Genomic DNA, 16,584 nt, shown 5'->3' with positions numbered 1-16,584 from the left:
CCTTAACGGGTAATCATGTCATCACGGTGAACGGCAACCGGGCCATATTCATATCCCAGTATTGCATCAATTTCTTGCGAGTGGTGTCCGGCAATGCGACGCAATGCATCGCTGTTGTAACGGCTGACGCCATGAGCAATATCGCGACCTTCGAGGTTGCAAATGCGGATCACTTCACCACGCGAGAAGTTGCCGCTCACGCTTTTAATACCTTTCGGCAACAGGGAGCTGCCGCGTTCAAGAATGGCGGCGGTCGCCCCTTCATCAACGGTAATTTCCCCTGCTGGTGGCGCGCCAAAAATCCAGCGTTTACGGTTTTCTAAAGGCGTTGCCTGGGCATGGAACAGCGTACCGACAGAAATCCCTTCCATCGCATCACCAATGACGCCCGGCTTGTTACCTGCGGCAATAATAGTATCGATCCCCGCACGGCAAGCCACGTCAGCAGCCTGCAATTTGGTGCCCATACCGCCGGTTCCGAGACCTGAAACGCTGTCACCGGCAATCGCCCGCAGTGCGTCATCAATGCCGTAAACATCTTTAATCAGTTCTGCCTGCGGATTGTTGCGCGGGTCAGCGGTATACAAACCTTTTTGATCGGTCAGCAGCAACAGTTTATCGGCACCCGCCAGAATCGCCGCCAGCGCAGAAAGGTTGTCGTTATCGCCGACTTTAATCTCCGCCGTAGCAACAGCATCATTCTCATTAATTACCGGAACAATGTTGTTATCGAGCAGCGCACGCAGCGTATCGCGGGCGTTCAGGAAGCGTTCACGGTCTTCCATATCGGCACGGGTCAGCAGCATCTGCCCGACGTGAATGCCGTAAATTGCAAAGAGTTGTTCCCACAGTTGAATCAGTCGACTCTGCCCTACCGCCGCCAATAGTTGCTTCGAGGCGATAGTCGCCGGCAGTTCCGGGTAACCCAGGTGCTCACGTCCGGCGGCAATCGCGCCCGACGTCACAATGACTATCCGATGCCCGGCGGCATGTAACTGCGCGCACTGGCGAACAAGTTCTACGATATGGGCACGGTTCAGACGGCGCGATCCGCCTGTTAGCACACTGGTGCCGAGTTTTACCACCAGCGTCTGGCTGTCACTCATGATTCTCTGCCATTCAATTTTAGGAAAAATGATATCAAACGAACGTTTTAGCAGGACTGTCGCCGGTTGCCAACCATCTGCTAGCAAAGCATAGCGTTTTGTTGCGCGGGATCAGCAAGCGTAGCGGCAGTTGTTTACGTTTTTATTACAGATTTAATAAATTACCACATTTTAAGAATATTATTAATCTGTAATATATCTTTAACAATCTCAGGTTAAAAACTTTCCTGTTTTGAACGGGTCTCTCCCGCTGAATATTCGCGCGTTAATTAAAATCAGGAATGAAAATGAAAAAGAGCACTATGGCATTAGTGGTGATGGGTATTGTGGCATCTGCATCCGTACAGGCCGCAGAAATATATAACAAAGACGGTAATAAACTGGATGTCTATGGCAAAGTTAAAGCCATGCATTATATGAGTGATAATGACAGTAAAGATGGCGACCAGAGTTATATCCGTTTTGGTTTTAAAGGTGAAACACAAATTAATGATCAACTGACCGGTTATGGTCGGTGGGAAGCGGAGTTTGCCGGAAATAAAGCGGAGAGTGATACCGCACAGCAAAAAACGCGTCTCGCTTTTGCCGGGTTGAAATATAAGGATTTAGGTTCTTTCGATTATGGACGTAACCTGGGCGCGCTGTATGACGTCGAAGCCTGGACCGATATGTTCCCGGAATTTGGTGGCGACTCCTCGGCGCAGACCGACAACTTTATGACCAAACGCGCCAGCGGGCTGGCGACGTATCGGAACACCGACTTCTTCGGCGTTATTGATGGCCTGAACTTAACCCTGCAATATCAAGGGAAAAACGAAAACCGCGATGTTAAAAAGCAGAACGGCGATGGGTTTGGTACTTCACTGACGTATGACTTTGGCGGCAGCGATTTCGCTATCAGTGGAGCCTATACCAACTCTGATCGCACCAACGAGCAGAACCTGCAAAGCCGTGGTACGGGCAAACGTGCCGAAGCGTGGGCTACGGGTCTTAAATACGATGCCAATAATATTTACCTGGCAACCTTCTATTCTGAAACGCGTAAAATGACGCCAATTTCTGGCGGCTTTGCTAATAAGACACAGAATTTTGAAGCTGTCGCTCAATACCAATTCGACTTTGGTCTGCGTCCATCTTTAGGTTATGTGCTATCGAAAGGAAAAGATATTGAAGGTATCGGTGATGAGGATCTGGTCAATTATATTGATGTCGGTGCCACGTATTATTTCAACAAAAACATGTCAGCGTTTGTTGATTATAAAATCAACCAGCTGGATAGCGATAATAAGTTGAATATTAATAATGATGATATTGTCGCGATAGGAATGACATATCAGTTTTAATAATATTGCCGGATGCGGCGTGAACGCCTTATCCGGCCTACGAAAACCACTATTTCAGGCCGGAAGAGATGCTCAAACATCGCATCCGGCACTTTTCACTCACGCCGTTAACTTCACCGGCTCATCACGAAAATCATCCGCCGGTTCCAGCTTCAGATTCAGCGTCGCCAGCAGTTCACGCAGCTTTTCATGAAACTCGCGCAGAGTGTGCTCCAGCCGCTCAACCACTTCCGCATCTTTTACCTGAACATGCGTCCAGTCGCCTGCTTTATCGAACAGACCAAACTGGTAACTGTAGGTAAAACGGGATTCCTGCGCTTCCAGTTCCATCCACCAGCCCCAGAACTCACGCACTTCCGGCGCCGGCTTCACATTGACGCATACAGCCAGACAATCGAAAAAGAATCGATTATCTTCGCACTTACCTTCACGAATATACGGGCCTAGTGCGGTAAATTTTTTGATCAATCTGCTTTTCGGGTGTCCACTCGGTAACGTCATTGCGATCTCCTGTTGTGAAGCAACTGTTTTACCAAATTGAAAAAATTTAGCAAATTTTTAACACAATCGCTTTTCGAGCCAGTTGGTAATTTCCTGGAGTGCTTTGTCAAAATTCCGATACACAGGATTAAATGGAATTTCTAACAATTTACCGTCAGCAGATGACGAAGTGATTAATCGTGAATCCTCTTCCGGGCTGAACGGATCGTTCTTCCAGAAGCCTGATAACATTGGCGTTGGGCAGCGACGTCCCAGCAACCCTTGCACTTTCAATGAATAGCGATTCAGCTCTACACGTAACGCTTCATCGGAAGCATCGTGCATCCCTAAACGACTCGCCAGAACGTCAAGATACATTTCCGGCACCTGTTGCTGGCAATTAAAATCACTCAGCAAGGTGTGAACCACTGGACCTAAACAGGCCACAGCTTTCAGACGCGGCGATTCAAGGTAAGCCAGACGTACAGCGACGTTAGCACCAAAACGGAAACCAAAGGCCGCAACGCGTGTGTGATCCACCCACGGCACGTTAGGCAGCGCCTTTAACACATGCTGATGCAGAAGGCTGGAATCCTGGGTGAGTTTCCATTTTGAAGAAAAACCAACCGAAGGCATATCGATAGTCAACATCGCAATGCCGCGCGGCGCAAAATAACGCTCATAAAGGGAGTAATAGTCCGTTTGCATCGCATCCAGACCACCACACATTAATACTGTCGGGAATGGACCATCGCCTTTTGGCATATGGAGAAACCCGGTGATGGGCGCGCCCCCCGGCACAGTGAATTCCATTTGCCGCATCGTTCCTGGCAGACGTTGCGCCGCTTCTTCATAAGCGCGGTTTGATAACGTCTGCGCCTGTTCTGCCAGATCATCACCCTTCAGGTGTGGATAGGCAGCAATATTGTACAACGTCGCTGCGTGCAGCCAGTAACGACCGCTGACTTGTGGATTTTCTTCCGCGCACGCTTTCTGTTGCCACAACATCGCCTGGGTGGCCCACTCATAAATCCAGTTACCGCCACGATAACCAATCACCGTATCGTACAAATCATTGTCGGTGCGTTCGGCATCGCTCATCACAATACGCGCCTGGACGTCGAGGATTTCACGCGGATCAACGCCGCGCCAGATCCACATCAGGCGGTTAATCATGCGATACCAGTGGGGAATAGTTTTGCCATCAAGAGCCGACTGCACAGGCGGTTGTGCACCGTGATTAAAACGGCGGACAAGCGTCGAGGTTTCAGGGTGTTTAAAGCGGGGTTTGAACAGGGTTTCGCTCAGGTTTGCCTGTGTCATGGATGCAACCTCCAGGAATACTTACTGGAAGCTATTGTAACTCGCCTGCAGTTAAAAAGAACAACGCCCGGAAAAGCCAGGCGTTGAAAAGATTAGCGACCAGAGATAGGCGGAACGAATACCACACCCATATCCCACGGTTGCTCAATCCAGGTATCTTGTGGGATATCAATAACATAATCATCAACCAGTGGACGACCAGCCGGTTTAGCGAAGATGGTGACAAAGTGCGCTTTAGGATACATTTCACGAATCGCAACCGCAGTACCACCGGTATCCACCAGATCATCAATGACGATGAAACCTTCACCGTCGCCTTCTGCACGTTTCAGCACTTTCAGTTCGCGCTGGTTATCGTGATCGTAGCTGGAAATACAAACGGTATCGACATGACGAATACCCAGTTCACGCGCCAGTAACGCACCCGGTACCAGACCGCCACGGCTAACGGCAATAATGCCTTTCCATTGTTCAGAAGGCATCAGTCGGCTTGCGAGTTTACGTGCATGGATCTGCAACATGTCCCAGGTGACGATGTATTTTTCGCTCATGTGAAGTGTCCCAGCCTGTTTATCTACGGCTTAAAAAGTGTTCGAGGGGAAAATAGGTTGCGCGAGATTATAGAGATCTGACGCACTAAAAACCAGTATTTCACATAAGTCCGCGTCTTTTTGCGCACTGCTACTACCTGTCGCTGGATAAAGTGGTATTCTCAAACATATCTCGCAAGCCTGACTTGTGCTGACAACATTTTCTGCTAACCCTGTGACCTGCAATACTGTTTTGCGGGTGATCGACAAGGAGACTTAACGTGTCTGAACTGTCTCAATTATCTCCACAGCCACTGTGGGATATTTTTGCCAAAATCTGTTCTATTCCTCACCCGTCCTACCACGAAGAGCAGCTTGCTGAATACATTGTAGGTTGGGCAAAAGAAAAAGGTTTCCATGTCGAACGCGATCAAGTGGGGAATATCCTGATTCGTAAACCTGCCACCGCAGGTATGGAAAATCGTAAACCGGTCGTCTTACAAGCTCACCTCGATATGGTGCCGCAGAAAAACAACGACACCGTGCACGACTTCACCAAAGATCCTATCCAGCCTTATATTGATGGCGAATGGGTTAAAGCACGCGGCACCACGCTCGGTGCAGATAACGGCATTGGCATGGCCTCTGCGCTGGCGGTGCTTGCCGATGACAACGTGGTACACGGCCCGCTGGAAGTGCTGCTGACCATGACCGAAGAAGCTGGTATGGACGGTGCGTTCGGCTTACAGAGCAACTGGTTACAGGCAGATATTCTGATTAACACCGACTCTGAAGAAGAAGGTGAAATCTACATGGGCTGCGCGGGTGGTATCGACTTCACCTCCAACCTGCATTTAGACCGTGAAACAGTTCCGGCTGGCTTTGAAACCTTTAAATTAACCTTAAAAGGTCTGAAAGGTGGTCACTCCGGCGGTGAAATCCACGTTGGCCTGGGTAATGCGAACAAACTGCTAGTGCGCTTCCTGGCAGGTCATGCGGAAGAACTGGATCTGCGCCTTATCGATTTCAACGGCGGCACACTGCGTAACGCCATCCCGCGTGAAGCCTTTGCAACCATTGCTGTCGCAGCTGATAAAGTCGACGCACTGAAATCGCTGGTGAATACCTATCAGGAGATCCTGAAAAACGAGCTGGCAGAGAAAGAGAAAAACCTGGCATTAATGCTGGATTCAGTAGCGAACGACAAAACTGCGTTGACCGCTAAATCTCGCGATACCTTTATTCGTCTGCTGAACGCCACCCCGAACGGTGTGATCCGCAACTCCGACGTGGCAAAAGGCGTGGTTGAAACCTCACTGAACGTAGGTGTGGTGACCATGACCGACAACAACGTAGAAATTCACTGCCTGATCCGTTCTCTGATCGACAGCGGTAAAGACTACGTGGTCAGTATGCTGGATTCGCTGGGTAAACTGGCTGGCGCGAAAACCGAAGCGAAAGGCGCATATCCTGGCTGGCAGCCGGATGCTAACTCTCCGGTGATGCATCTGGTACGTGAAACCTATCAGCGTCTGTTCAACAAGACGCCGAACATCCAGATTATCCACGCGGGTCTGGAATGTGGTCTGTTCAAAAAACCGTATCCGGAAATGGACATGGTTTCTATCGGGCCGACTATCACCGGTCCACACTCTCCGGATGAACAAGTTCATATCGAAAGCGTTGGTCACTACTGGCGGCTTCTGACTGAACTGCTGAAAGAAATTCCTGCGAAGTAATAACGATGAAGTCCACGCCTGCGGGCGTGGACTTCTGTTTGAAGTCAATGGCTATCTATATCGAAATAACAAAACATTATGAAACCCAGGAAAAGGTCGCATATTTATATAGTTGCGACCATATTTCATGGGGGGAATTTCTGATCACTAAAGAAAATTTTGCGCTGGAATCCGTGAAAGAACTTAAGGGTGAAAAGCAGAATTTTTATATGTTCAGAGCCTGGGGAAAAGTCAGAAGAACATACTTAACCACTGGAGAATTTCCCCAGGAAACATGTTACGCCGCTTAAAGTCAGAATAATTTTTTCATGCTTTTACCATTTTGGCATTACGTCTGCACCACATGGCAATGGCGGCAGCCACTAATGCCAGTTCCAGTAAAAACGACCAGTGTAATAAAAAATTGAGCCACCACGGATGATGTATCGCCGTAATATGAAAGAGTGCAAATGGTTGGTTAACGAAAGGCATCAGCCACCAGATATCACCGACCAGCGTATCGAGTAATAAATGCACGATACTATTCAGGCAAAACACCACGCCCAACCACGCCGGCAGTTTATTCTTCGCTATTCCTGCCCAGACTAATGTCGCCGCCAGCAGAGCAAACCATAATAATGGCCAATGAGACGGGTAAAGATGATGATGTCGTTGCCCATTATCCACCAGATAGCACCAGAAGAGATCGAAATCGGGTGCAACGGCCCCGACTAAGCCAATAATCATCGCCCAGCGCGCATGACGAGCAATCAGCGGCAAGCGTTTCACTAAAGTACAAGTTATTAAATATCCAGCAGGAAGATGACCAATAAACATGACGATTCCTTTCGTTTTTGTCCGCCGCTTTCACGAAGAAAACGGCGGGAGACGTTCCTCAATTACCCTTCGATAAATGCCATCCCTGTAAATGTCCGTCGCGGGTTACCACGTTCAATCTGGTGATGGAACATTCGCCGCTGCGATTTCAGCGTTGCGCTATTTTCCTGTTGCTGTTGTTCCAGCTTCCAGGCAATCAGCAATCGCGCCAGCCGTTTGTTATCATGCTGGCTGCGCTCTGACTGAACCTTCACGCTAATCCCGGTAGCCAGATGCGTGGCGCGCACCGCCGAGTCGGTCTTATTAACATGTTGACCGCCCGGCCCCGACGAACGCAGCGTCTCATAACGGATCGCATCTGATTGTTCCTGCTCATCAGCGGTAAAACGTCCAATACCAAGAAACCAGTTTTTACGCCCGTGATGAGGCCGGTATGGGCTGGGGCAAATCCACTGGATAGTACCGCACCAGCTTTCACTTAATGCCAGTGCGTTATCGCCATCCAGAGAAACCAGTGCCGAACGCAGCGTGTCTGAATAGCGCCCCGTTTCTGTTTCCAGCACCGTTACCGCAACACGCTGTTGGGATGCTTCTTTAATTAGCCTGTCCAGCGCCTTTTTGACTGCGAGACAACATTCTTCCGGCCCCAGAGCTGAGGAGAGTTGTAGCAAAATCATCCTTTTTTCCCTCCACTGTTTTTGAGCGTCAGCACCGGACGCAGCCGCGCGACAGGAATAATTAAACCGGCCTGCACCAGACATTGCACCACGCTTTCAGCCGATTTATAGGCTTGTGGCGCTTCTTCAAAGATGAGTTGTTTATCGCGGCAAATTACCCGGCTACCAAGTTCAGTACGTGAGAGTTGCGTCGTCGTGTATTTCGCTGCCAGCCGCCCTTTACACTCGGTGCGTCCCCATTTGCGCCCTGCCCCATGAGCCAGCGAGTGCAATGTTTCTTCGCTACTGACAGGCTGTACAAGCCATGAGTAATCACCGCGTGAACCCGGTATAACCACCAGGCCGCTGTCATCTGGCGTAGCCCCTTTACGGTGTAACCAGCCTTGTTGATCGCCAATTTGACTCGCGGTAATAAAGTTATGCGCCACATCCAGAACCGGACTTCCGCTGGCTTTCACCTGCTGCATTATGCGCAGAGCGATCATCTGGCGATTCATGCGAGCAAACGCCAGCGCATCGTCATGCTCCGAGATATAACGTAGCGCGTCGTCACTGCCTTCCGGCAAACCATGGTGCGAAAATGAGGCAATATGTTTTTGTAAAACAGACTGCCCGAAACCACGCGAGCCGCTATGGACCAGCAGTTGCAGATGCTGCGCATCCAGGCCTGCCAGTGCAAACAGTTCAGCGTCGATGATTTGATCAATCTGTTGCAGTTCTGCGAAGTGGTTACCGCCACCGATGGAGCCAAGCGCGCTGCGCCACGGGTGCTGTGCAAATGCTGACGGCAGGTTTTCCTCCAGCCAGCTTTCTTCAGCAACGTCATCCAGCGCAGATAATCGCTTTTCGAACTTATCGGCGTTGTATTTGCGGGTAAGGATATCTGTTTGCCATAGCGCCATGCCGCAGCCGATATCATTGCCGACCAGTGCCGGGTAAAAACGACCTACGGAGAAGAACGCTGCTCCAATCGGGTAGCCGCGTCCGGGGTGTAAATCAGGCATCCCTACTACGCGTTGCATGTTGGGTAAATTTGCCGTGGTATGTAATTGTTGGATCGCTGAACTTTCGATCCACAGGTCATCGGATGCGATAGTAAATACCGCATCGGATAAGGGACGAATATATTTGCCCATGTACCATTCCATTTATAAACATAAAAAATCAGGAAATGGCAGACGAATCCAGGGCAAGAAAAAAAGAATTAATCCTGGAAAGGTCTGCAAAGAGTCATTGATAAAGGATTTGTCATGATTTACCTCCTTGCAGTTTGTGGAATAACAAAACGCGCACATACTAGGTTGGCGTTATTTTCATTGCAAGCCGGATTTAATGTTGCTGTTTATAACGCATATGAAAATTAGTAAACCACTCTCCCCGGCATTCAACGCGCTGCTGCTTAACTACCTGAAAACCATAACGTTCAAAAAAGGATTTTGCGGTTATGCTGGCATCAACCGTAAGTTCGGATTCAGACTTAATAAAAGGTTTTAACAAGGCACTAGCGACACCACAGCGGGTGTATTCCGGGTCAACAAATAGCATATCGATATAGTGTTCAATGCAGGTAATAAAGCCGATCAGTTGTGCATTAATGACCGCAACCCGCACTTGTGATTGCACGAGTTTCTCCCTCCAGCGAGATTCATCAATCTGCGCCCAGGCGGCAATTTGTTGCGGTGAATAATGCTGACTGGCAGTCATCGTAACCGCTCTAATGAAAATAGCGCATAGTTGCTGAAAATCGCCAGGCTGATAGTCTCTTATTTGTATGTTATTCATAATATAAATTCAAAAACGCATACGAAACGCTTCTGCCATTTTCCCAATTTTATGCATTTGGTTGTTATCTCGAGCGAGTTTATGAGGTTCAGGTTTCAGAATGGCAATGAGCAACCATGCTTGCTCATCAAACGCACCCTGGCAATATACCAAATGCGCTTCGTCATTCGTTCTGCTGAATTGGCGCAACTGTGGCGGAAATGGATTATTCTCATTTGCCATATGAATATGAGCAACTCGCTCAAATTTAATTAATGGCCAGGTAAACGAATCGTCGTAGAGTGCATCGCGACCAAATATATCTGGCAAAACACCGTCACGCTTATAGGAAATAAAATCCGCCGTTAACGCATCAAGTTCCTCTGCTGTAAGTTGCAGGCGAATAAGTTTTGTTTTGAATACCCGCATCCTTATTCCTTAAAGTCATTGAAATCATCATCCGTCATATCATTAAGATATTGTTCAGCGCGGCGTGTAATTTCCTCTAATCTTGCAGCACTCGGACGGAAGCGCGCCTTTATGGGCTTTTTCTCCTCTTGTTCAGCAAGCATGTCCATTAACGCTTCGAATGCGCTGGCACTTAAGAGATATCCTGCGGGGCGATTATTAGAAAGAACCGCAACCGGTTGATCAATAAAGTATTTAGCTGGGTTTTTACGTAACTCAGTGATATTGACCGATTTTTCCGCGAGAATTCGATGCATACAGTGATACCCTCATAATAACGCACACCAGAATATACATAATAGTATACATCATAATCCCAACACCAGTTGTCTTTCCATTTGCGGATCAAGCAACGTCACATGCAGCCCCACCAGCCGAACACCGCGTCCGCCGCGACGTTCATCCCAGGTTTTACGCGCAGTGGCGATTAGGTCAGCTTTATTCAAACGCGGCCAGACATGCTCCTGAGTGGTTTGCTGAAAATCATCGAACTTTAATTTCACTCCCTGGCGGGCGATCAGTAAATCAGGCTTCACCTTTGCCAGACGGCGCTCCAGTTCAGGATAAAGCCGCTCAATGATCGCTTCACATTCAGACCAGTGATGGATATCTTCCGCCATCGTGCGTTCCACACCGACGGATTTACGCAGCCGTTCACTGTTAACATCGCGCTCGTCGATACCCTGGCTACGCTCCCACAAAATGCGGCCAAATTTGCCAAAGCGTTTGAGCAAGGTCACCAGATCACACTTTTGTACATCACCGCAGGTGCGCAGCCCCATCGCCTCTAGTTTTGCCGCTGATACTTTGCCGACACCAGGAATCCTCGCCAGCGGCAACGTTTGCAGAAATGCAGGAACGTCAGCAGGTGTAATCACAAACTGACCGTTGGGTTTGTTCATGTCAGAGGCGATTTTGGCGAGAAATTTAACCGGCGCCACGCCCGCAGAAGCCGTCAGGTGCAACTCGTTAAAGATTGTCTGACGGATTTCCTGGGCGATGAGAGTCGCAGAACCGTGGCAATGCACGCTGTCGGTGACATCGAGATAGGCTTCATCCAGCGACAACGGCTCAATGCGCGAAGTGTAACGCGAGAAGATTTCGCGGATATGATTTGAGGCTTCTTTGTAGGCGTCAAAGCGCCCCGGAAGCAAGGTGAGGTGCGGGCATAATTTGAGCGCCATGCCGGTCGGCATTGCGCTGCGTACACCAAATTTACGCGCGGGATAATTGGCGGTGCTGATCACCCCCCGACGTTCGCGGCTACCGCCAATAGCAACAGGGATATCGCGCAGGGCGGGATTATCACGCATCTCCACCGCTGCGAAAAAGCAGTCCATATCCACATGAATGATTTTACGCATCGCTCACCTCTCAATACTGGTAAAGTATACAGTGATTTTAGGGTTTGAGAAATGCGTAAAGATTCAGCATTTAACGCATTCGCTGCGAAAGCGCCTGCTGCTTATCCAGTTTTTGCACCAACGGCTGCACCACCTTATCTCCATGCTGACCAAAATATTGATGCAGCGTGTCCGAGGCGCTTTTGGTTAGCACCATAATCTCAATGCGCCGGTTGCCTGCGCTTTGCGGATTCTTCGCGTCCAGCAGCATCTGGTCCGCCATCGCGCTTACCTGCATCACTTTATCTTCCGGCATTCCGGCATCTTCCAGCACCCGACGGGCAGAGAGCGCGCGGTCACCCGAAAGGTTCCAGTTGTTATAGATATTGCTTTTATAGGCCATCGCATCGGTATGCCCGGTGATAATGATCTTGTTATCGAGTGAGTCAAAAACAGGCGCTAATTCCACCAGCAGCGTTTTAAAAAACGGCATAATCTTCGCGCTGCCGCGTTCAAACATATTGCGGTTCTGGTCATCTTTAATCAGCACGCGTAATCCCTGCGGAACAATCTCCATCTCCAGATTCGCTTCCATATGCGCATTACGGGCGATGGTATTGATATTGGTCGCCAGCTCGCCCAGTTCAGTGGCGGATTTCTTCTTCAGTAACGCCGTTTTCTCGTTCACATCACGTGCTTTTTTCTCAGTTTCTTCCGGCACCGCCACAGTAGTCGGTTTCGGCGGATGAGTCGGGCTTATTTTATTTAACGGCGACAGCCCGCCACCGTTGAAGATCGACTGCCCATGCAGCGCCGCCATAATGCTTTCACGCTCGGATTTACTGACGCTGTTCACAATCAACTTTATCGTCGTCACCAAAGGGGCTGAGCGTATTTCCGAGGTTTCTGCCCGCTTTACCCTGGACGCGATGCCCGGCAAGCAGATGGCGATTGACGCCGATCTTAACGCCGGACTGATCAACCAGGCGCAGGCGCAAACCCGGCGTAAAGATGTCGCCAGCGAGGCCGATTTCTACGGCGCGATGGACGAGGCATCGAAGTTCGTGCGCGGGGACGCCATCGCCGGGATGATGATTCTGGCGATCAACCTGATTGGCGGCGTCTGTATCGGGATTTTCAAATACAACCTGAGCGCCGATGCCGCCTTCCAGCAGTATGTGCTGATGACCATCGGTGACGGGCTGGTGGCGCAGATCCCTTCCCTGCTGCTCTCCACCGCAGCGGCAATTATCGTCACCCGCGTCAGCGATAACGGCGATATCGCCCACGACGTGCGTCACCAGTTGCTGGCAAGCCCGTCGGTGCTCTACACCGCCACCGGGATTATGTTTGTGCTGGCGGTGGTGCCGGGAATGCCGCACTTCCCGTTCCTGATGTTCAGCGCCCTGCTTGGCTATACCGGCTGGCGGATGAGCAAACAGCCGCAGGCGGCGGAGGCGGAAGAGAAAAGCCTCGAAACGCTGACCCGCACCATCACCGAAACCAGCGAGCAACAGGTCAGTTGGGAGACCATCCCGCTGATCGAACCCATCAGTTTAAGCCTCGGTTATAAGCTGGTGGCGCTGGTGGATAAAGCGCAGGGTAACCCGCTCACCCAGCGGATTCGCGGCGTGCGGCAGGTGATTTCCGACGGCAACGGCGTGCTGCTACCGGAGATCCGTATTCGGGAAAACTTCCGCCTCAAGCCCAGCCAGTACGCTATTTTCATCAACGGCATAAAGGCTGATGAAGCGGATATTCCAGCGGATAAACTGATGGCCCTGCCCTCCAGCGAAACCTACGGCGAGATTGACGGCGTGCTGGGGAATGACCCGGCATATGGGATGCCGGTGACCTGGATTCAGCCTGCGCAGAAAGCGAAGGCGCTGAATATGGGGTATCAGGTGATCGACAGCGCCAGCGTGATTGCCACCCATGTGAACAAAATTGTGCGCAGCTATGTCCCTGATTTGTTTAATTATGATGATATTACGCAGCTACATAACCGCCTGTCGTCGATGGCACCACGGCTGGCGGAAGATTTAAGCGCGGCGCTGAATTACAGCCAGTTGCTGAAAGTGTACCGCGCGCTGCTGACCGAAGGCGTTTCCCTGCGCGATATCGTCACCATCGCCACCGTGCTGGTCGCCAGTAGTGCGGTGACCAAAGATCATATTCTGCTGGCGGCCGATGTACGCCTGGCATTGCGGCGCAGCATTACCCATCCGTTTGTTCGCAAGCAGGAGCTGACGGTGTATACGCTGAATAATGAGCTGGAAAATCTGCTCACCAACGTGGTGAATCAGGCACAGCAGGCCGGCAAAGTGATGCTCGACAGCGTGCCGGTCGACCCGAATATGCTCAACCAGTTCCAGAGTACGATGCCGCAAGTGAAGGAGCAGATGAAAGCGGCGGGGAAAGATCCGGTGCTGCTGGTTCCGCCGCAACTGCGTCCTTTGCTGGCGCGCTACGCAAGGTTGTTTGCGCCGGGGCTGCATGTGCTGTCGTATAACGAAGTGCCGGATGAGCTGGAGTTGAAGATTATGGGGGCGTTGAGTTGATTGGGGGATTATTTCACCCTTTGCAGCATCTGACGCCATTGGTTGACGTCATATTATAATCGGACTACGATGACACCATACAATGACATCATGGATTGATAGTATGATTAAGGTCAGCGCGTTAGGCTCTCGCCATAGAAAAACATTCGACGATGTTATGACGGAGCCGCCAAAATCTGGAATTAAATAAGATGATGTTGTTGCACTCATTAAAGCCGTGGGTGGAACAATAAAAAATAACAATGGTTCCAGACGAAAATTTCAGATTGGAACGACCAAATTCAGCACACATGAGCCACATCCAAAAAATGTGATGGATAAAGGCGCAGTAGCAGGTCTTAAGGAGTGGTTTGTTAACTGTGTAGGGGTAGATTATGAATAAAGCATCGAACATTATTACGATTAAAGGTCAACCAGCCGCAGTGACATTTGAAGCCGATATCAACGCATTTCGCGGTAAATTCCTCAATGTAAATGGTTATTGTGACTTTGTGGCGACAAGCATTGAAGCGTTATACCGCGAAGGTGAAAGCGCGCTGGATGAGTGGATTGCGGATTGTGAAGAGGACGGTATTGCCCCTTTTCGTGAAGAAGAAGAGCAAAAACGCCTGACGCTTCGTGTTCCTCATCACATCGATTCACGGCTGACCATCGTCGCCAGACAACATTCCATTTCAAAAAACCAGCTCATTGTTGATGTTTTAGAACGTGAGTTTTCAGCCCAGATGTAAATAGATCGGATGCCACGTGGCATCCGACCTTTTACCTGTCGTTCATATTACCCATTTACAAAATCGTCTCTTCCGTCAAAATCCGCCGCGCGCCCAAAAAATGATCCTGCCAGAAAGGTTCGCCTAACCGACTTATCCGAATGGTTTCCCCGGTGCGTGGCGACTCGATAAACTGCCCATCGCCCAGATACACGCCCATATGATCGGCAATTTCGCGGCTATGAATATGGAAAAACAGCAAATCCCCCCGGCGCAGGTCGTTGTTCGCCACAATCGTTGCCCGATGGTAGTGATACATCTCATTGGCCGTGCGCGGAAGTTTCGCCTCGAGGATCTTGTTGTAGGCATAAAAAAACTAACCCGCTGCAGTCGAAGCCTTTATCGGGCCGCGTGCCGCCCCAGACGTAAGGCTTGCCAAGCTGCTGCTCCAGGCGGTGGATCGCCACTTCGGTGATGTTGTGCAGATGATCGCTGCTTAAGAAATGGTTGTTCTCTGCCAGTGCCTGCCAGCGTCTGTCACTCGCCTTGAGCGGCGCAGGAAACCACTCCGGATGCTGTTTTATCTGTTCGCGGTTGTGTTGCCGCAGTGCCCTTCTGCTTTCGGCATTGCCTTCCACAATATAGCTGGCCTGTTTTTTCAGATGGGTTTGGTACTGTTTTAATAAACGCGCACGGTTTTGCATCCGCTGGCGGGCGGCGTAGCTGAAAGAGATATGTGATGTGGTGGCGCTGGCAAATGAAGAAAACGGCAAGCAAAGCAACAATAATCCCGACAACACAAAAGAGGGAATCGACGGCAAAGACATTCTCAATAATGGCTGGTCATGCATTGATGTTGCAGTGTATCCCGGCCCGTACCTGAACAAACTTAATAAACCATTATTATAAAATTAATAAATATATTTCAGTTAATTATGTAAAAACATCCGTTTATTAAATTACTCATGGATTGTCGCTGTTGCTCATTTGAGCTACAATTCAAGCTGAATAAATATACAGCACAGGAGATACCCCAATGGCTGCTAACGCGTTTGTTCGCGCCCGAATCGATGAGGATTTGAAGAATCAGGCGGCGGACGTACTAGCCGGGATGGGGCTGACCATCTCTGACCTGGTTCGCATAACCCTCACAAAAGTCGCGCGTGAAAAGGCATTGCCGTTTGATTTACGCGAGCCTAATCAATCAACCATTCAATCAATCAAAAACAGCGAAGCTGGCGTTGATGTTCATAAGGCCAAAGACGCCGATGATTTATTTGATAAATTAGGAATTTAAATATGATTCAAAGGGATATTGAATACTCGGGACAATTTTCAAAGGATGTAAAACTTGCACAAAAGCGTCATAAGGATATGAATAAATTGAAATATCTTATGACGCTTCTTATCAATAATACTTTACCGCTTCCAGCTGTTTATAAAGACCACCCGCTGCAAGGTTCATGGAAAGGTTATCGCGATGCTCATGTCGAACCGGACTGGATCCTGATTTACAAACTTACCGATAAACTTTTACGATTTGAGAGAACTGGAACTCACGCGGCGCTATTTGGGTAAAGCCCGCTTCCGATGAAATTTGTAAACCCTGCGCCGACAGGCTTGCGTAAAACTCTTTTGGTGATAATGTGAGCCTTCCAAATCCAGACTATTCCGATTTGGGATCTATTTTGCCGCCCTGGCGTGTGTAACCGTTTTATCAAGGAATA

18 protein-coding genes and 3 pseudogenes are annotated in these 16,584 nt (G+C 49.6%); 8 read left to right on the top strand and 13 right to left on the bottom strand.

Annotation, left to right across the window (positions count from 1 at the left end):
* Positions 1–2: 2 nt before the first annotated feature.
* Positions 3–1,106 (bottom strand): glutamate 5-kinase, encoded by a 1,104-nt coding sequence (gene proB, locus WES_RS16530; protein WP_001285269.1) that lies wholly within the window; start codon positions 1,104–1,106, stop codon positions 3–5.
* 287 nt (positions 1,107–1,393) lie between these two features.
* On the opposite strand from proB, the gene phoE reads away from it, so the two are divergent.
* Complete coding sequence (phoE, locus tag WES_RS16535; protein WP_016159290.1) at positions 1,394–2,449, top strand: phosphoporin PhoE; 1,056 nt, start codon at positions 1,394–1,396, stop codon at positions 2,447–2,449.
* A 99-nt stretch (positions 2,450–2,548) separates the two neighbouring features.
* On the opposite strand, the gene crl is transcribed toward phoE, so the two are convergent.
* The 3 genes from crl to gpt form a co-directional block, all read right to left on the bottom strand.
* Positions 2,549–2,950, bottom strand: a complete 402-nt coding sequence (gene crl / locus WES_RS16540; protein WP_000174679.1) for a sigma factor-binding protein Crl — start codon at positions 2,948–2,950, stop codon at positions 2,549–2,551.
* 57 nt (positions 2,951–3,007) lie between these two features.
* On the bottom strand, positions 3,008–4,252 hold the full coding sequence (frsA, locus tag WES_RS16545) for an esterase FrsA (RefSeq protein ID WP_000189561.1): 1,245 nt from the start codon (positions 4,250–4,252) through the stop codon (positions 3,008–3,010).
* Between the two features lie 92 nt (positions 4,253–4,344).
* Positions 4,345–4,803 carry a xanthine phosphoribosyltransferase gene (gene gpt / locus WES_RS16550; protein WP_001291989.1) on the bottom strand — a complete coding sequence of 153 codons (459 nt, stop codon included), beginning with the start codon at positions 4,801–4,803 and terminating at the stop codon, positions 4,345–4,347.
* A gap of 260 nt (positions 4,804–5,063) precedes the next feature.
* Here gpt and pepD point away from each other — a divergent pair, with 260 nt between their 5' ends.
* Both pepD and WES_RS24635 read left to right on the top strand, forming a co-directional pair.
* On the top strand, positions 5,064–6,521 hold the full coding sequence (pepD, locus tag WES_RS16555) for a cytosol nonspecific dipeptidase (RefSeq protein WP_016159291.1): 1,458 nt from the start codon (positions 5,064–5,066) through the stop codon (positions 6,519–6,521).
* A gap of 47 nt (positions 6,522–6,568) precedes the next feature.
* Positions 6,569–6,811, top strand: coding sequence for a hypothetical protein (locus WES_RS24635; protein ID WP_032147818.1), 243 nt, complete (start codon positions 6,569–6,571; stop codon positions 6,809–6,811).
* A 16-nt stretch (positions 6,812–6,827) separates the two neighbouring features.
* Here WES_RS24635 and WES_RS16565 read toward each other — a convergent pair whose 3' ends face one another.
* The 8 genes from WES_RS16565 to lafU form a co-directional block, all read right to left on the bottom strand.
* On the bottom strand, positions 6,828–7,337 hold the full coding sequence (locus WES_RS16565; RefSeq protein ID WP_000469796.1) for a metal-dependent hydrolase: 510 nt from the start codon (positions 7,335–7,337) through the stop codon (positions 6,828–6,830).
* 62 nt (positions 7,338–7,399) lie between these two features.
* Positions 7,400–8,014, bottom strand: coding sequence for a peptide chain release factor H (gene prfH, locus WES_RS16570; RefSeq protein WP_016159292.1), 615 nt, complete (start codon positions 8,012–8,014; stop codon positions 7,400–7,402).
* Entirely contained in the window at positions 8,011–9,150 is a 1,140-nt protein-coding gene (locus WES_RS16575; protein ID WP_016159293.1) for an RNA ligase RtcB family protein, read from the bottom strand. Before WES_RS16575 ends, prfH begins: the two co-directional genes overlap by 4 nt.
* A 193-nt stretch (positions 9,151–9,343) precedes the next feature.
* Complete coding sequence (locus tag WES_RS16580; protein WP_071599050.1) at positions 9,344–9,796, bottom strand: GNAT family N-acetyltransferase; 453 nt, start codon at positions 9,794–9,796, stop codon at positions 9,344–9,346.
* Between the two features lie 9 nt (positions 9,797–9,805).
* Positions 9,806–10,204 (bottom strand): type II toxin-antitoxin system mRNA interferase toxin YafO, encoded by a 399-nt coding sequence (gene yafO, locus WES_RS16585; RefSeq protein WP_001263497.1) that lies wholly within the window; start codon positions 10,202–10,204, stop codon positions 9,806–9,808.
* Positions 10,205–10,206: 2 nt separating this feature from the next.
* Positions 10,207–10,500, bottom strand: coding sequence for a type I toxin-antitoxin system antitoxin YafN (yafN, locus tag WES_RS16590; protein WP_000554758.1), 294 nt, complete (start codon positions 10,498–10,500; stop codon positions 10,207–10,209).
* Between the two features lie 51 nt (positions 10,501–10,551).
* Positions 10,552–11,607, bottom strand: a complete 1,056-nt coding sequence (gene dinB, locus WES_RS16595; protein WP_016159295.1) for a DNA polymerase IV — start codon at positions 11,605–11,607, stop codon at positions 10,552–10,554.
* Positions 11,608–11,677: 70 nt separating this feature from the next.
* Positions 11,678–12,463 carry a putative lateral flagellar export/assembly protein LafU gene (gene lafU / locus WES_RS16600; protein WP_064732604.1) on the bottom strand — a complete coding sequence of 262 codons (786 nt, stop codon included), beginning with the start codon at positions 12,461–12,463 and terminating at the stop codon, positions 11,678–11,680.
* Here lafU and WES_RS16605 point away from each other — a divergent pair.
* From WES_RS16605 to WES_RS16610, 3 genes and pseudogenes are all read left to right on the top strand, one after another.
* Positions 12,429–14,147: pseudogene (locus tag WES_RS16605) on the top strand (flagellar biosynthesis protein FlhA); the annotation flags it as partial. The gene lafU and the pseudogene WES_RS16605 overlap by 35 nt on opposite strands.
* A gap of 103 nt (positions 14,148–14,250) precedes the next feature.
* Positions 14,251–14,529 (top strand): annotated as a pseudogene (locus WES_RS0121010) (type II toxin-antitoxin system HicA family toxin).
* On the top strand, positions 14,522–14,878 hold the full coding sequence (locus WES_RS16610) for a type II toxin-antitoxin system HicB family antitoxin (protein WP_001030481.1): 357 nt from the start codon (positions 14,522–14,524) through the stop codon (positions 14,876–14,878). The pseudogene WES_RS0121010 and the gene WES_RS16610 overlap by 8 nt, the downstream one beginning before the upstream one ends.
* A 55-nt stretch (positions 14,879–14,933) precedes the next feature.
* Here WES_RS16610 and WES_RS0121005 read toward each other — a convergent pair.
* Positions 14,934–15,684: pseudogene (locus WES_RS0121005) on the bottom strand (C40 family peptidase).
* Positions 15,685–15,893: 209 nt separating this feature from the next.
* Here WES_RS0121005 and dinJ point away from each other — a divergent pair.
* The gene (dinJ, locus tag WES_RS16615) at positions 15,894–16,154 is read left to right on the top strand and encodes a type II toxin-antitoxin system antitoxin DinJ (RefSeq protein ID WP_000729710.1); all 261 of its coding nucleotides are present in this window, start codon (positions 15,894–15,896) and stop codon (positions 16,152–16,154) included.
* A 2-nt stretch (positions 16,155–16,156) separates the two neighbouring features.
* Entirely contained in the window at positions 16,157–16,435 is a 279-nt protein-coding gene (gene yafQ / locus WES_RS16620) for a type II toxin-antitoxin system mRNA interferase toxin YafQ (protein WP_000615979.1), read from the top strand.
* Positions 16,436–16,584: the final 149 nt, after the last annotated feature.

The sequence above is a fragment of the Escherichia sp. KTE31 genome (assembly GCF_000407925.1).
Lineage (GTDB): Bacteria > Pseudomonadota > Gammaproteobacteria > Enterobacterales > Enterobacteriaceae > Escherichia > Escherichia ruysiae.
Note: the sequence above shows the minus strand (reverse complement) of the source record. Positions and strands in the feature narration are given on the sequence as shown.